Here is a 16,719-nt window from a genome sequence, read left to right on the forward strand (position 1 = left end):
TATGAAAACAATAAGAACAAGATACGCCCCAAGTCCAACAGGTTATTTACATATTGGCGGTGCTAGAACCGCTCTATTTAATTATTTATTTGCAAAACATTTTAATGGAACTTTTATTTTTAGATTAGAAGATACTGATGTTGCTAGAAATGTCGAGGGTGGGGAAGAGAGTCAGCTTGAAAACCTTGCTTGACTGGGTATAATACCAGATGAAAGCCCGCTAAAACCTAATAAAAAATACGGCAACTATCGACAATCTGAAAAATTAGCAATTTATAGAGACATTGCTAATAAGTTAATTGCCAAAGGTTTCGCTTATAAGGCATATGATAATTCGCAGGAATTAGAGCAACAGCATAAAGAACAAGAGGAAGCTAAAATTGCTTCGTTTAGATATGATCCTAATTGATTGAAAATTTCTGATGAAGAAAAGAAACGCAGGGATGAGAATAATGAATATTCAATAAGGCTAAGATTGAAAAAAAATACTATTTACGGATGAAGCGATTTAGTTAGAGGTTGAATAGAAGTTAATAGCGATGATATTGGTGATTTTGTTATTATTAAGAGCGATGGTTATCCGACATACAACTTTGCTGTTGTCGTCGATGATCACCAAATGGAAATTAGCCATGTTCTAAGAGGCGAAGAGCATATAACAAATACGCCTAAGCAATTAGCAATATATGAGTCTTTAAATTGAACTCCTCCTGTATTCGGACATTTAACCATTATTACTAATATGGAAGGTAAAAAACTTTCAAAAAGAGATAAAACTTTGAAGCAATTTATTGAAGATTACAAGAATGAGGGATATAACAGCCATGCAATTTTTAACTTTTTATCTTTATTAGGTTGAACTTCAAAAGATAGCCAGGAAATAATGAGTCATGAGGAATTAATTGAAAAATTTGATCCAGAAAGGTTATCTAAATCACCTTCTAAATTTGATATAGTTAAGATGGATTGATTTTCAAAACAATATATGAAAAAAGTGGAAAACCAAGAAATTATAAAATTAATTAATTCACCATTTTCTGACGAATGAAACAATTTATTTGTTGAAACTTACAAGCAATCAGCATCAACAATCAACGAGATCAAAAATAATTTAAAAATATATACCAAGCCAAAAGATAATACTACATTGGTGATATCCAATATAGATGTCGTAAAAACATTTAGTAAATTATTGCATCAAAATGATTTTGATATTCAAAACATTCAAATGTGTATTGAACACACAAAGCAGGAATTAAATGTAAAAGGTAAGGATTTATTTATGCCTATTAGAATTGCTGCAACATATGAGGAGCATGGACCAGAATTAGCTAAGGCTATCTATCTTTTTGGCAAAGACATTGTATTTGAAAGACTAAAAAAATGAAGCTAAAATATATTTTAATTTCAGAACAAGAAGGCGAAATATTAAGCAAAGTGGAGACTGATTTTGTCGATTTTAAAGAAAGTAATATCACTGAATTTACACATATTGAATTTACTGATGAAAAAGTTATGGACTGTATTTTAGATATTAAAAATGATGAAGTAAGAATCTCATATGCTGGTCAATATTTAGAAATGAAGCAGAATGAATTTGTGCCCAATAAACTTATTGTTTCATTTGATCCAAATAATAAGACAAATAACATTCAGCAAATTCATATTGATATATATTTAATTGAAACAAAAATATCTAATAAAGAAATATCATTTATGTATGACATTTTGCAATCAAAAAAAATTCTTGTAAGAAACACTGTTAAACTAGTCTTTGAATAAACAAAAAATCTAATCGATAATTCCGATTAGATTTTTAATTTTTTATACTTAAAATAGGAAACACAGGAATAAATTAAATGTGATTCCTAATAATTAGGGTTAATTTTAGAAATTCTACAATACCTTAAGAATGTGAAAATTAAAAACCTTGATTTTGAAGATAGTTTTAAAAAAGTTTATAAGGGGGATTTTGTATTTTTGATAATCCTTATGTAAAAAGAAACTATACACCGTTTTCAAATAAAACCGTTTTATTAAAACTTTTAAAGAAATCATCTTGTTCAGATAAAATTTTAAGATTTTGTCTGAAAGATTTTTCTTGGTTTGGATATAACTCTTTATTACTTCCATCTATTAAATTATGTTTTGGTCCATAGAATAAATCATTGGAATTTTGAACTAAAAAAGTAAAGGCGCCTCATTTTGTTGTATCTTTAATGTTGGGGGTTAGTGCTGAAAGAGATGAATATATTCCAACAGGCATTCCAAATTCATTTACAGCAAGAGAACCACTTGCCCCATAATATAAACTGCTATTTAGAACTTGTGCCTGCACACCGATGCCATATGATATGGTTTTTTCAGATAATAGATTTTCAACTGGCGCACTACTTAAGAAGCTTTTACTTGTGAAAGTGTAATCTTCGATTTTTATGTTCTTAGGATAGTTTTTTCAGAAGTATTGATTATTTCCACTATCATTATCAGAAGGGAAGCCTGCTATATATATTCTTTTTGCATTTGGACTTAAAATTTCATTTTCGCTATCAAAGTTTTTATATTGTTCCTTATGAAGATAGGCTGAGTAGTAGTCATATGCAATATAGGGAACTTTTGATTTATCATGGTTAGGATATTGCTTTGATGAAAATAATGTTACATCATTATTAATACTGTTTATGCCTTTATTAATATGTTCTAGTAATTTCTTTAAATCTTGATTTGTTTCGGCTTGTTTTTTAAGTTCGTTGAATTTAATTTTTATAGCAAATACAGCAAAGTCTTTTCCGATTCTTTGGGTTTTATTGATATTAGGTTGATAGTTTGGATGTTTCTTTAATATTTCTTCATTTGTTTTTTTATCAAAGAAGTCCGTTGCGACAAAAACAGTTTTTGGATTTGAAAAAATTTGATCTCCAACAAGTTTTACATCTCTTACACCATTTTTATATTTTTGATCATTTGAATTTATAAAATAGCTAACAATATTTTCATTGCCTTCGTGTTTTCCTGACTCGATAGGTTCTAAATTAGCATCACCCAAAGGTATGCCAATACCAAATGAAACAACTCTAGCATCTTTTTGTTCTTCGCTAGTAAAATATTCCGGAAACGTCTCTTTTAATTTATTGTCTAATGCATTGTATGCATATTGATATACATGAGCATTTGTTGCTATATATAACATTAGTTCTTCAGAATTTTCAACTCCATTTTTTCAAGCATAATCAAGTATTCAACCAGTTCCAGTTGATAAGAAAGGAATTTCATCTTTATCTCTTTTTCCATCATCAAGACTTTGTGTAATGGTATTAAATGAAATAGCAAAAGATCTGTCTAATATTTTTCTATATGCTTCAGTTTGTTTTATCTCTAACTCCGGTTTATTAATTGCTGGTTTTGGTTTTTGCAATCCTGGGAAGTTTGGCGGTATTATAGGGAATTGAGGTATTTGCGGGGCGCTATTGTCTTTTTTACTATGCGGATTTAATGGATTTTCCGGCGAAGATTGCTCTTTAGAAATTTCGGGTTGCTTAGGTGTTGGCAACGGTAACGGAATTGGTTCTTGGTTTTCTGATTTTTTGTTTGAATTTATAGAATCAGTATTTGTATTATCATTATTTTCTTTTTTATTATCATCTTCAGACTTCGGTTCATGGTTTGGTTGTTTAGTTTCGATACATGAAGTGGTTAACAGTGCTAATGTAGGAATTCAACTAAGTAATAATAATTTCTTTTTCATATTGCTCCTATTTTTACTTATTATTTTTTACAATAATTTTATATTATTTTTTCTAATAAAATAATTTAGGTTTCCTTAATTTGGCTAATCTTATTTTTTTACACAATAATTGATAAAAATATTTTAGTATTTAAAAATTATTTAAATAAAAACATAAGTTGCTCTTTTTTAAAAAAATAAAACATAATTTTTTGTTGTATTAAAATATGTGTTATGAAATCAATAATAAGAAAATCTTTATTTAATAAAAAATTAAGTTTTTTATCGATCGGGTTATGCATAGCAATTAGTCCTGTTTTGATATCATGTGCTAATTCTAATAAAATAGATGATAGTCAGCGACAAAAACCTATGTTACTTAATGCTTCGCAACTATCAAGCATTAGAAATGAATTTGTTTTTAAGTTATCTGATGAAGCGCAAAAAGAATATAATGCCGAGCAAGATAATGCAATGGCGAGATTTATTCAAGTAATAGAAAAGCTTAACAAAAAATACAATAATAAGAAACATGATGATGGTGATAAGATTGCTAATGATGTTGAATTTAAAAAGTATTTTTTTCTTCATAAACCCGATATAACAAAAGTTAGCAAATCTCATCGGATTGATATTAGATTTAAGGTTGATACTATTACGAGACAGATCGATTTATTTTATGATGTAATTTGTTTTGATTTACGTGTTAATGAGGAAGTTAATGCAAAAATCCCAATGGAAATTGATTAAGTTTTTTCTCTTAAGTTTTTTATTTATTTTAATAGCTTGCAGTCAATTGGGCTACAAGCTATATTTAATATTTTTTTAGACCTATAGTAGAAGTTAAAAGAATTCTTGTTGGTTGTTTTCTTCAAGATTAGAAACTATTAAATCAATATTAACGTCAAGATTTACATGGTTGATATTGTCATAAATGAAAATTTTTGCCTTGTGATATTTATTTAAGAAGTTTTTAAGTTCTTGTTTCTTTATCATGTTTGATATTTGCGCTAGTTTTTCTTTTAAGGCAATCATTAAATTTTTAATTGGTATTTTTTTAGCTGCGTAAATATTATCAGCAAAATCCTTGTTATAGATATATTGTTTAAAATCATCATCTAGTTTGCTAGTATATTGGTCTTTTGTTAGTTTTTTTAAGTTATCATTATCAAATTTGAATTGTTCCAAATAAAAATTAAGATTTGATAGAGATTTAATAGCTGAATTAAAAAGATTGTAAAAATCATCAAGTAGCCTTGAAAAATCATTGAGTAATTTAGGATTTTTGTTATGTCAAAAAGAATTGTAATATTTTGTTAGCCCATCTTTATTTTGGCTTATACTTTGCTCTTCAATTAATTCTTTTAGTTTATCTTTGACTATATCATAGTTTTCAAAAAAGGTATAGTAAGCATAATTAAAAGTCCGCATTGTTTTTTTTATTTCTAAAGCAGTTTTTGTTATTTTTTTATCAAATTGCATTTCTAAGGGATTGAGATCTTCATTTGCCTTAAAACCTTGTACATTTTTCGATGATTTTATTTCGCTGCTTGTTGCATTGCATGAGATAGTTAGTAACCCGATTGAAGGAATTAAAAGGGAAGCTAAAATATTATATTTTTTCATTATAGTGTCCTTTAGAAACAATTGTAAAAACTGGTGTTTCGTTACTAAACTCAAATAAATTTTTTACTTTTATATCTATATAATAAAAAGGTTTCTCGCCCTTGTTTTTGTAAAGAAAATCTTTTTCTGAGTTAAATTTGTAAAAATAAAATTTTAAAGTAGTTTCATCTCCAACGGTTTCATTTTTGGATAATTCTATCTTTTTGATTCCGCTATTAAGATTTGAATTTTGAATTTCGAGAGCATATGCAAGAAGGTAATTGTTCAAATAAGCAGTTAAGAGTTTTAATTGATCCTGTGTATTGCTATTCGGATTAACAATGTGTTTTTTTCAATTTATTAAGGCATAATTTATTAGCGAATTAAATAAGGGGTTATTAACAAAATCATCTAGTTTTATGCCGTTGAAGGTTGGTTTTTTTTCTTTTCTATATATTGCATAGTCGCTACTTTCTAATTTATCAACAGCTGCCAGCTTAGTTGATATAGCCTTTAAAAAGTGTCCATGGTCGTCAAAGTTTGAACTTAATAGTACGTAGTCTTTTGTTGTTTTATCTTTTTTAAAAACCCTAATAATCATTTTGATTAATTGGCTAGTTTCATAGTAGTTTGTAAATTGAATATCTATTACTTTATATTTTTCATCAATATTCTTATATATGTCTGGAATATCGAATTCTAGGTAATCTTTAAAATTAGAAAATAAATATACCAAACCTCTCGAGTTTCAATAATCGATGCTATTATAGCCTTTGATAAATGAATTTATATCCTTTCCTAGGTTTATGTTTTCATTTTGTTTTATGATTAAAAATGGATTTTTTACATAATCATTAAATAAAGGTAGTGTTTCGCTAAGACCATTATTGCCAACACCGAATTTTTGTTCAGTGGCATAATTTCTAAAACCATTAATATAAAAGGTTTTATTTTTAATTGCATTATTTACAATGCTTTTATCATCAAAATCAATAATGTCTTCAATTTGAAAACTAATAAAACTTTGGTTTGAAAAATCATTTTCCTGAACTCTCGCCTTTGTTCAATCTATGTTAATTTTTTTAATATTAAGGTCAAATTTATTTAAATATAAAATAAGAAAATTAATAAATGTATTTCTAAAAATTTCATTTTCAGGCCTTAATCAAGAACTGGCTTGAATGAATTCATTGTTAAAAATATTACGCGTAATAAAGGCTTCACCTGCTTTATTTAAAAGGGAATTTTTATTCATTAATCCGCTGTTTGTTTTTATATCGTTAACAAGACGAAATATTACTGTTTGAAAATCAAAAAAATATGGATCATAAACGCGGTAATAATCTGTATCTTTGTTTTTGTTAGCAAGGAAATAAAATCAAAGGTTAGAATATCCTCCTGCTTTTCTTATTTCCTTAAAGTCATATTGAGTAAATAAGTCATCAAAATTTTTAAAAGCAGAGTTATTTGTCCGTTCTATTTTGTAATTATCATATTTGGTTCTTATTTGTTTTCACGATTTTTGCAATTTGAATTCTGGTTTAAATTTGAGAGTGGGCTTAAATTCTAATTCATTGTTATTTGTAACCTTTTTAACTTGACCCAAATATTTTAAATAAGTTTTGCTAGATTGATTTTGATTAATAAAAATGGGTTCAAAATTGTGCAGTGATGCTAGTTGTTGAGCATTTAGTTTTGTTAAGTATTTAGTGTTAATTTTTGATTCATCAATTAGAATTTTTTGTTGTTTTGCGCATGATATAGAAATAATTGGAAGCGCTAAACTTCCAATTATTCCGGCAAGTATTAATTTACTTGTTTTCATATTATTTATCAATAGGTAGTGTTAAATCTACAAAACCATGCCCTTCAGTTTGTTTTCCATCCAAACATTTAATTTTAAAGAAGTAAAAAATATTTCTTTTTTCGCTATTATAACCGAAGTAGCATTTTACATTATGGTTTCCAGCAAAATATTCTAAATTAGGAATATAAACTTTTATGTATTCATTAAAATCTGCATTGCGTAAGTCTTCAGGTGTAAAAAAGAATCTATCTTTATCATCTGAATTTTGATTTTTAGAGAATCATTTTATAATTTTTTCTCATAAACCATTAATATATTCGTCTCTTGCAATATCATCAGTAAGGCTGCTATACTCATCCCTAGCCTTGTCAGTCATAGTGAAGTTAGCGTTAGCAATTGTATCATTTACTTTAGCTCGCAATTCTTCCCCAATTAAAGAACCATCGCGATTAATAGAAGCATCAATGCTATTGCTTTGTTGAACGCCGCTATCTTTTTCTTGTTTATTTGTAGTTTGACTACAGCTAGTTAGCAAAATAGCTCCTGTAATAACGGGCGTTGCAGATAAAAAAAGTTTCAATATAGTCTTCTTCTTTTTAAATGTTTTCATAATTTAATACCTCTTTTAACATAATTATAAACTTTTTAGAAAAGATATATAAAAAAATAAAACACTGAAATTTTGGAAAATATGCATTATTTATTAAAGTGCAACTAGATTATATTTGTCAAACTGTTAATATTTTTATTATGTAAATCTTATATTGGGAAACGAATATTGCTTAATTTAATTAAGAAATTTGTATCATGCTTTTTTAAAAGATATCTTAATTTTAATTGAAAAATTGTTATTATTAATATTTTTATTATAAATATTTTTTTGCTTAATCTGGTCGATTTTTGTGTATAAAAAAATAATATAGTTTAAAATATATTTATATTTTACAAATTGCTGAATGTTATTTTGTACAAATATAAAACAATTTAAGAAAGGAAATAGTTTATGAAACGTTCAATTAAGGCACTAATTGCCATGGGGGGGCTAACTGGCATTGCACTACCAATAATGGCAATCTCATGTTCAAATCCAAATAATTCAAAATCCACTGATGAAGTAGGGCTAAGAAATACATTTACAAATTTCTTGTCTACTGTTCATGGTAGAAAAGCAGGAGATGATAATAACTTTAAAAAAACGTCATTAGCGACAATACCAAATCCAAACAAACAATCCCCTAAAAAAACTTTAAATGATGGAATAAAGTTAGAAAAAGATAAAAGATTAACAACAGAAATAGTTGAAAAGAATTTACTATACAAATTTGGCGAAAAAGTAGATCAAAAAGTTAATAATTATGGTAGCTATTATTCATATAAATATTTAGTTAAAGAAATCGCAGATATGGGTTATACTAATTACACTCCAAATGGAATCACATATCCTGAATATAAACGTAAAAGAACTGTGCAATATGATGAAACCAAAGATAAAGCAATAGTTGATTCAATGAAGCAAAATTTAAAGAATGATGGCTTCTTTACACAAGGTTTTTTATTTGCAAATAATGGATACAATAATGTGGGTAATAATATTGTGGTAACAATTAACCCAAGTGCTAAATTAACTGATAATGGTAAAAGAAAAATTAAAGATTTTTACATTGTTTCTCACTACGACTCAATGAATAATGTAGGACCAAAAGGTGTTTCATGAGGTGCAACTGATAATGCTACTGGTGTTACTGTTAATTTAAATTTATTAAAGTATTTCTCAGATCCTAAAAATAGAGATAATCTAAGTGTTAGATTACATTTAATTTTTGTTGATGGTGAAGAGCTTGACAAACTAGGCTCAGAAGCATTCGTAAAACAATTTTTAACTGGCGAAAAAAATGAATTACGTGATAATTCTTTAGGAATGATTAATATGGATACAGTTGCAGGCGGTGATTATATGTATATTCACTCTCCTAATACTGTTGATGATTTGAATGACGATGGCAAGGTTGAAAAAGATAAATGAAATTTATCTCCATTACTACGTAACCACATCAATAAGCTTTCAAAAGAAAGAGCTAACAAAATAAAGGATGCTGATCAAGAATTAAAAATTCATCCGCAATTTGTTGAAACGGAATATAAAGAAGGCGAAACTGGAGACTGATCAGACCATGCTCCATTCTATCAAATCGCTAAGTTACCAGTGGCTTATGTTGAATCAACAAACTTCGCAATTAAGGCAAAATCAGGTAAATATGATGGATATGCTCAAACTATTAATCCTAAGGCTTGAGTATTAAAAGACGGTAAAACAATAGAAAAATTAAAAGAAAGAAAATTAGAAAATGGCCAAATTGTTCATGATTGACCTGATGGATTAACGAGAAAAGATTTTGCGATCCTTGGAGATATTTGACACAGTGATTTAGATACTCTAAAATGGGTTAATGATAACATTGGTCCAAAATTTTATAAACAACTAGATACTGTATTTCAAACTTTAAAGGCAACAGTAACATCATTACATAAAATTGATGGCGATAACTTTAGTTACATTAAGCTATAAGCTAAAAATCCTTGTTTTCAAAAAACATTACCTAATTACTAAGCAGGTAATGTTTTTTGTTTATTTTTTTGGTGTATACTTGTCTTAATTTTGAATAATGATTTACTAAAATAATGTATTATTTTATTTATGTTCAATTGAAAATACGTGTGAGTTAATTTAATAATTTTAATACTAGGCTACTTAATTGGCTCGATTAATATTAGCATAATTATTTCAAAAAGAAAAAATCGTGATATTAGAAATTTTGGCTCAAAAAATGCAGGTGCGACAAATGCTTTAAGAGTCTTTGGTTTTAAATTTGCATTACTTGTTTTTTGCTTTGATATTTTTAAGTCTTTTATTCCAACAATCATTGTTTTTGTTATCAAAAAAGGGGTAAATAGTAATTTTATAATTCCTTTATTTGCAGGTTTGGGAGCATTGATTGGGCATATTTTTCCTTGTTACTTTAATTTTAAAGGTGGCAAAGGTGTTGCTTCATTTTTTGGAATGATTTTGGCATTTGATTTTCCAACATTTTTATTGCTTGTACTGGTTTATATAACCTTAGTTTTAATCATAAGATATATTTCGATTTCATCCGTGGTTATATCAATTATTTTTGCTTTTTATTCATTTATTCCTTATTTTTATACATCTTGAATTCTTTCGTTTATAAACCATAATGTTCCATTATGATCACATAGTTACATTTTAGTTTTTGCTTCTATATTAATTTTGTTGAAACACATCCCCAATTACATTAGATTATCAAATAAAGAAGAAAAGAAACTTAACTTATTTAGTAGTAAAATTAGCAATTAACTTTATAAAGTGCTAAAATAGTGCTAAAATATATATTATTAAATTTTAAGGAGGTGTTTTTTGTTTTATGGAATTAAAGGCACGCCACATAGAAATTTTTAAGATGATTGTTGAAAAATTTTTTGAGACAGGAGAACCTGTTGGATCTAAAAAATTAGTTGAATCAAAACACTTGACTTCTTCATCTGCAACTATTAGAAATATTATGTCTGATCTTGAAAAGATTGGTTTTCTAGAAAAACCGCATGTATCCGGTGGAAGAATACCTTCAACTAAGGGCCTTGAATACTATACGAAATATATTGCATATAATCCAAAAAAGTTTTTTAATAAAAGTTTGAGTGATATTCTTGTAAAGAAAAGATTGAGTGTAGATTCTACATTAGATGAAGCTGCTAATTTGATTAGTAAAATGGCACATTTTACTGTTGTTGCAACTTCTAATAATAAAGATGAAAAATTAAAAAGTATTCAATTGACACCTCTTGACACGTCTTCAGCAGTTATTGTTATTGTTACCAGCAGTGGTAATGTGCAAAATAAAATTTTTGATTTTAGCGATGATATTGCTTTAAATGATTTGAGAATTGCTGTGCGACTATTTAAAGAAAGACTAATTGATACGCCTTTAATTGAATTGGCTGAAAGAGCTAAGGCTTTGTTACCTTTATTTAAAGAAAGAATAGGCAATTATGAAAAAATATTAGAAAAGTTTGTAAAAACTATTTTCGTTTTTGAAGAAAAGATTCAAAATAAAACCTATAACAAAAACGCAATGATTTTATCAAAAGATATATCTCGTGAAGAGTTGGTTGACTTATTAGATCTCATCGAAAAACATTCGGTGTGATCAATGATTGAAAATAATTTGGATGAAGACAATAAAATTAAGCTTGATTTTTCAAGAGAAAATTTAAATATTATTAGTAAAAAAATTGACTTTGAGAACGATAAAAATATTAAGGAAATCTCAATTATGGGGCCTAAAAATATTGATATTGATGAATCATTAGAAACGTTAGACATATTGGCAAAAATAGTGCAAAAAGGAGATAAATAATGTGAGATTTTAAAAAATACGAAAAAGTAAATTTTGAGCTATGTGAGAAAGAAAATCATAAAGAAAAAATAACACACTTTTCATACGTTTGAGATTATGATGATGTTGATCCTATTATTAATGAAATATTAAACAAAGGTAAGAGTGAAGCTGATGATTTACTTAGTTATAGGATTAAGAAAAAAAGTTATGTTCTTAAATTGGTTTCAGTCGCCGGTCTAGATGATTGAACAAAAAAAGTAATTGAAAAAAATGCCATTCTTACAAATGAACTTTCAGAAAAAAAAGATAGAATTAAATCTTTGGAAGAAACTATCGAAAAAATTAACAACGAAAAAGAGGAGTTAAGAGTTAAATCAATAATCGAAGCTAATAAATTTAAGGATGAGGTTATTGCAATTCAAAAGAAGGCCCAAGACTTAATTAGTGATCATAAACAAAAAAATAATGATCATCAAGAAAAACAAATTGCTGAAGCAAAGAAATATGCACTTCAATCTTTTATGGAAAATATAATTCAACCTATAAATAATTTTGAAAAAGCAATTCTTGCTGCTAAAAAAATTGATAATGATACATTGAAAAAATTTATCGTCGGATTTCATATGTTATATAATCAGGTTGAAGATATTCTGTTTGATTTTGGATTGAATAAAATTATTCCAAGTGTTGGTGATAAGTTTGATTCTAATATTCATCAAGTTTATGAATTGGTTGCATCAGATTTAGAAAAAGATACAATTTTAGAAGTAAAAAATATTGGTTATAAACTAAATGATAGAACTATTAAACCGGCATTAGTTATTGTTTCAAAATAATTCGCTATTTTTTCCTAAATTAGCAAATAAAAATAATAACGTAAATAGAATTTAATAAAATGAAATGAGGAAAAAAATGCAATTACCTTTTATACCAGTTAAGAAGCAGATAATACTGCCACAATCAATGGATGAAATAAGAGTGGGAAAGAAAAATTCGGTTCTTGCCTTACAAAGTGCATTGGATAGTAAGGAATCTAATAATAAGATATTAATAACTTTTATTAAGGAGCAATATATAAATGCTGAAGTAATTACCTCTTCGTCAATGCTAGAAGATTATGGCATTGTAGCTCTTATCAAAGAATCATCGGAAAATAAAGGCGTTTATAAAATAAGCCTTGATGCAGATAAAATTGTTAAAATTAATGAAATTCATTCGTCTGATACCAACCCGGAAGCACCGCTAATATATGCTTCATTTGAATACAAAAATGAAAAAGGGCAAAAGGTTGATATTGAAAAAATAAAAAATTCTATTGAATACTTAAATAATTTTGTTTTAAAACTTGAACCGCAAACAGATAAAAATTTTTCGTCAATTTCTAAACAGGTATTTAACTTTGAAAAAGTCAAAGATTTTGCAATGCAAATGAATTCACTGGTTAAATATAACAAGGAAGAAAAAATCGATGAATTGATATGAAAAAATTTTGCAATTATTAGAGAAGCCTTTACCCGAGATGAACTATTAGGTTTTTTGTCTTTAGATATTTACGATCTTATTAAAAATATCGCTGATAGATTAGCTTGAAAAAAAGAGTCAACAAATATTGACATAGAAATAACTAAGAAATTAAATGAAGAAATGGAAAGCTCACAAAGAGATTTTCTTCTTCGTGAAAAGATGAAGCAGTTAAGACAAATGCTTAATGATGAATCACAAAATAATGCCGAAAATATGGAAAAAGACCCAGAAACTAGCCGCAAGTTTCCTAAATATGTAATCGAAGCATTAAAGACTGAACAAGCTCGCTTGGCTGCCATGATGGCTTCGAGCCCAGAGGCAAATATCTCTAAAACATACATTGATTTAATTTTAGCATTACCATGAAGAAAAGTAAGTAAAGAATTAATTGATATAAATCATGTTAGAGAAGTTTTAAATAAACACCATTTTGGACTTGAAAAACCAAAAAAGAGAATTTTAGAATTTATTTCAGTTCTTACTCACAAACAAAATCAAAAAGAAACTGGTGATTATTTGCCTATTAAAAATGATTCTGACCATTTTATTGATACAAAATTATTCGTTCATAAAACTGGTGATACCTTGAATAATCCAGTTAATAATATTCCTATTTTAACCTTGATCGGTCCTCCAGGAACAGGAAAAACCACATTAGCAAAATCCATTGCAGAAGCTTTAAAAAGAAAATTTATCAAGGTATCGCTTGGTGGTGTAAAAGATGAAAGCGAAATTAGAGGGCATAGAAAAACCTATGTTGGGGCAATGCCTGGGAAAATTATCTCCGCTATTAAAAAGGCAGGTGTTTCTAATCCAGTTATTCTTCTTGATGAAATAGACAAAATGTCTTCTGATTTTAGAGGTGACCCAACAAGCGCTATGTTGGAGGTTCTTGACCCTGAACAAAATGCTAATTTTCAAGATCATTATCTTGACCTTGAATATGATTTATCAAAGGTTTTATTCATAGCTACTGCCAACTATTTTGATTCGATCCCACCTGCATTAGTTGATCGTGTTGAATTACTAGAATTGTCAACATATACCACTGCCGAAAAATTAGAAATAGCTAAAGCACACTTAATGCCCAAAGTTTTAGAACAGAATTCGCTTAAGGAATCGCAAATCCAAATTGATGATGAGGTTATAAAATTTATAATTCTTTCATATACAAGAGAAAGTGGTGTCCGTGAGCTTAAACGTTTATTAGATAATATAGCTCGTAAAATAGTTGTGAAAATATTAGATAATGAAATTAAGGATGAATTTAGAGTTTCTAAAGATGTTGTTGTTGATTTCTTAGGCCCAATTAGATTCGAAGATGATGAAAACGAAAATAGAGACCAAATTGGTGTTGTTAATGGCCTTGCATACACAAGCTTTGGTGGTTCTACACTAGCCATTGAGGTTACTACATTTCCGGGCAAAGACGGGATAAAATTAACCGGTCATTTAAAGGAAGTTATGAAGGAATCTGCACAAATTGCCTTAGGTTATGTGAGAGCAAATGCTGAAAAATTCGGAATTAATTTTGATTTTGATAATAAGGCAATTCACATCCACGTACCAGCGGGCGCTATTCCAAAAGACGGACCATCAGCCGGTGTTACATTTACTACTTCTATAATTAGTGCGCTAACTAGAAAACCGGTTCCCGCAAACATTGGTATGACTGGCGAGATAACGTTGAGAGGTAAAGTATTACCAATTGGTGGACTGAAAGAGAAATCATTAGCTGCATGTCAATTTGGAATTAAAAAAATATTTATTCCATATGACAATATTAAAAATTTAGTTGATGTACCAGAGGAAGTTAAAAAAGAAGTTACTTTTGTACCTGTGAAGTATTATGAAGAAATATTTGATGATATCTTTAAGACAAAATAATTAGAAAAAAACCTGCTTAAAGCAGGTTTTTTATTGTTTATTTTATGTTAACTAGATGCTTTAATGTTCTTATATATTGATTAACAAACGACGATTCGTTATCATATCATGCATAAACTTTGTATAATTTTTTGCCATCAACTTCTAATGCTTGAGTTAATTGAGCATCAAATATTGAACCAGCGGTTGAACCAATAATATCACTAGAAACAATAGGATCTTCAGTATAGAAAAAAGATTCTGAACTTGCATTTTTCATTGCCTTATTAATTTCCTCGGCAGTTGTATCTCTTTTAAGTTCAACAGTAACATCAATAATTGACCCTGTAATAGTTGGAACTCTTAAAGCAATACCATTCATTTTACCCTTTAGCGTTGGGATAACCTTACCTATCGATTTAGCCGCACCTGTTGTGGTTGGAATCATATTTGAGGAAGCAGCTCTCGCTCTTCTTAAATCTGAATGAGGTGCATCTTGTAATCTTTGGTCTGCAGTGAATGAGTGTACAGTGGTCATGAAGCCTTTTTCAATACCGAATTCATTTTCTAAAACATTTAGAACAGGTGCTAGACAGTTTGTTGTACATGATGCCCCAGAAACAACAACATCGTCTTTTGTTAAAATATTTTCATTAACTGAATAAACTATAGTTTTTACATCCGCACTTTTTGAAGGGGCCGTAATTAAAACTTTTTTTGCTCCAGCATTAATATGCAGTTGGGCTAGTTCAGTTGTTAAGAATCTACCTGTACCTTCAACAACCACATCGACTGCCAATTGTTTTCAAGGGAGTTGAGCCGGATCTTTTTCACTAAATATTGGAAACTCTTTACCCTCCACAATTATTGATTTTTCAGTGTTTGAAACACTAAATGGAAACACGCCGTGAGCTGTATCGTATTTTAATAAGTGTGCTAATGTTTTTGCATCAGTTAGGTCGTTAATTCCAACAATTTCAACATCTGCATCATTTCATATTTTTCTAAAGATTAAGCGGCCTATTCTACCAAAGCCGTTAATTGCTATTTTTGCCTTCATTTTATTTATACTCCATAAATAATAAAATAATTAATTTAATATTAATAATTATAATTCTAAATAATTCTAAAATAACTTAAAAAAACAAAATATTAGGGATTTTTATAATATAGATAATTCCTTAAATTGTGTTATATTCTTAAACATTAAAATTTAACAAAATTAGCAATTTTGTCTTAAAAATTATAAATTCTATATTTTAAAAGAAAAAAATATTTTGTTTTTTGTTATTAAGTATTTTATTATTACAAATAATTATTTTTCAACTTAAATTAAGCTCTAAAAAAAAAAAAAAACATTTTTTAACCCAAAAATTAATTATTTTTTTAAAAAAAGCGCTTAAAATAAGCAAAAAAATGCGAACTTAAATAAGTATTTATTTAAAAAATATGTTTTTTAGTTTAAACTATTAAATGAATTTACAAAAATTTTATTGTATTCAATAACAGTTAAATTTTCAATTTAAATAATGGAGGAGGGCAAAATTATGGACAATGTAAAGCCTGTTCATTTAGCAAGCGAAAAAGCCATAAATCGAAAAATAAAGGTATCAATAATCATTGGAACAATTTTTATTCTTTTATTTCTTGCTTTGTTAAGTGTAGCAATAGCATATTTAGCAGATTACTTGGTTTACATGAATACAGATAGTGATGGGCTATTATGAACCGTAGCACAACGCAGTAAAGGTTTATTTAACTTGTTTGGTTAAATAATA

14 protein-coding genes are annotated in these 16,719 nt (G+C 27.8%); 9 read left to right on the plus strand and 5 right to left on the minus strand.

Features of this window, described 5'->3' with window-relative positions; translation table 4 throughout:
- The first annotated feature begins 1 nt into the window (after window position 1).
- A complete protein-coding gene (gene gltX / locus ACWXVP_RS00350) occupies window positions 2–1,393 on the plus strand; it encodes a glutamate--tRNA ligase (protein ID WP_455965914.1) in 1,392 nt (463 codons plus the stop codon).
- Window positions 1,384–1,782: a hypothetical protein gene (locus ACWXVP_RS00355; protein WP_456012537.1), complete on the plus strand. Its 399-nt coding sequence runs from the start codon at window positions 1,384–1,386 to the stop codon at window positions 1,780–1,782. Before gltX ends, ACWXVP_RS00355 begins: the two co-directional genes overlap by 10 nt.
- Window positions 1,783–2,005: 223 nt before the next feature.
- Here ACWXVP_RS00355 and ACWXVP_RS00360 read toward each other — a convergent pair whose 3' ends face one another.
- Window positions 2,006–3,745 (minus strand): MIP family Ig-specific serine endopeptidase, encoded by a 1,740-nt coding sequence (locus ACWXVP_RS00360; protein WP_456012539.1) that lies wholly within the window; start codon window positions 3,743–3,745, stop codon window positions 2,006–2,008.
- A 213-nt stretch (window positions 3,746–3,958) separates the two neighbouring features.
- Here ACWXVP_RS00360 and ACWXVP_RS00365 point away from each other — a divergent pair, with 213 nt between their 5' ends.
- On the plus strand, window positions 3,959–4,474 hold the full coding sequence (locus ACWXVP_RS00365) for a hypothetical protein (protein ID WP_444704873.1): 516 nt from the start codon (window positions 3,959–3,961) through the stop codon (window positions 4,472–4,474).
- A gap of 93 nt (window positions 4,475–4,567) precedes the next feature.
- Here the strand turns inward: ACWXVP_RS00365 and ACWXVP_RS00370 are convergent, their stop codons facing one another.
- Genes ACWXVP_RS00370 through ACWXVP_RS00380 form a run of 3 tightly spaced genes read right to left on the minus strand, consistent with a single transcriptional unit; the run spans window position 4,568 to window position 7,746 of the window.
- Complete coding sequence (locus tag ACWXVP_RS00370) at window positions 4,568–5,350, minus strand: hypothetical protein (protein ID WP_456012541.1); 783 nt, start codon at window positions 5,348–5,350, stop codon at window positions 4,568–4,570.
- Window positions 5,337–7,154, minus strand: coding sequence for an MAG3240 family lipoprotein (locus tag ACWXVP_RS00375; RefSeq protein ID WP_456012543.1), 1,818 nt, complete (start codon window positions 7,152–7,154; stop codon window positions 5,337–5,339). Before ACWXVP_RS00375 ends, ACWXVP_RS00370 begins: the two co-directional genes overlap by 14 nt.
- Before the next feature lies 1 nt (window position 7,155).
- Window positions 7,156–7,746: a hypothetical protein gene (locus tag ACWXVP_RS00380; protein WP_456012545.1), complete on the minus strand. Its 591-nt coding sequence runs from the start codon at window positions 7,744–7,746 to the stop codon at window positions 7,156–7,158.
- Between the two features lie 393 nt (window positions 7,747–8,139).
- Between ACWXVP_RS00380 and ACWXVP_RS00385 the strand changes: the two genes are divergently transcribed.
- From ACWXVP_RS00385 to lon, 5 genes are all read left to right on the plus strand, one after another.
- Window positions 8,140–9,702 carry a M28 family metallopeptidase gene (locus ACWXVP_RS00385; RefSeq protein ID WP_456012547.1) on the plus strand — a complete coding sequence of 521 codons (1,563 nt, stop codon included), beginning with the start codon at window positions 8,140–8,142 and terminating at the stop codon, window positions 9,700–9,702.
- Between the two features lie 129 nt (window positions 9,703–9,831).
- Entirely contained in the window at window positions 9,832–10,509 is a 678-nt protein-coding gene (gene plsY / locus ACWXVP_RS00390; protein WP_456012549.1) for a glycerol-3-phosphate 1-O-acyltransferase PlsY, read from the plus strand.
- A 67-nt stretch (window positions 10,510–10,576) separates the two neighbouring features.
- Window positions 10,577–11,569 (plus strand): heat-inducible transcriptional repressor HrcA, encoded by a 993-nt coding sequence (hrcA, locus tag ACWXVP_RS00395; RefSeq protein WP_438340469.1) that lies wholly within the window; start codon window positions 10,577–10,579, stop codon window positions 11,567–11,569.
- Window positions 11,569–12,387, plus strand: a complete 819-nt coding sequence (locus ACWXVP_RS00400) for a nucleotide exchange factor GrpE (protein ID WP_456012551.1) — start codon at window positions 11,569–11,571, stop codon at window positions 12,385–12,387. The genes hrcA and ACWXVP_RS00400 overlap by 1 nt, the downstream gene beginning before the upstream one ends.
- A 76-nt stretch (window positions 12,388–12,463) precedes the next feature.
- Window positions 12,464–14,962, plus strand: a complete 2,499-nt coding sequence (lon, locus tag ACWXVP_RS00405) for an endopeptidase La (protein WP_455994487.1) — start codon at window positions 12,464–12,466, stop codon at window positions 14,960–14,962.
- Between the two features lie 37 nt (window positions 14,963–14,999).
- Here the strand turns inward: lon and gap are convergent, their stop codons facing one another.
- A complete protein-coding gene (gene gap / locus ACWXVP_RS00410; RefSeq protein ID WP_456012553.1) occupies window positions 15,000–16,001 on the minus strand; it encodes a type I glyceraldehyde-3-phosphate dehydrogenase in 1,002 nt (333 codons plus the stop codon).
- A gap of 487 nt (window positions 16,002–16,488) precedes the next feature.
- On the opposite strand from gap, the gene ACWXVP_RS00415 reads away from it, so the two are divergent.
- Window positions 16,489–16,713, plus strand: a complete 225-nt coding sequence (locus ACWXVP_RS00415) for a hypothetical protein (protein WP_438340465.1) — start codon at window positions 16,489–16,491, stop codon at window positions 16,711–16,713.
- The last annotated feature ends 6 nt before the right edge of the window (window positions 16,714–16,719 follow it).

Source organism: Mycoplasma sp. 1781, assembly GCF_053851675.1.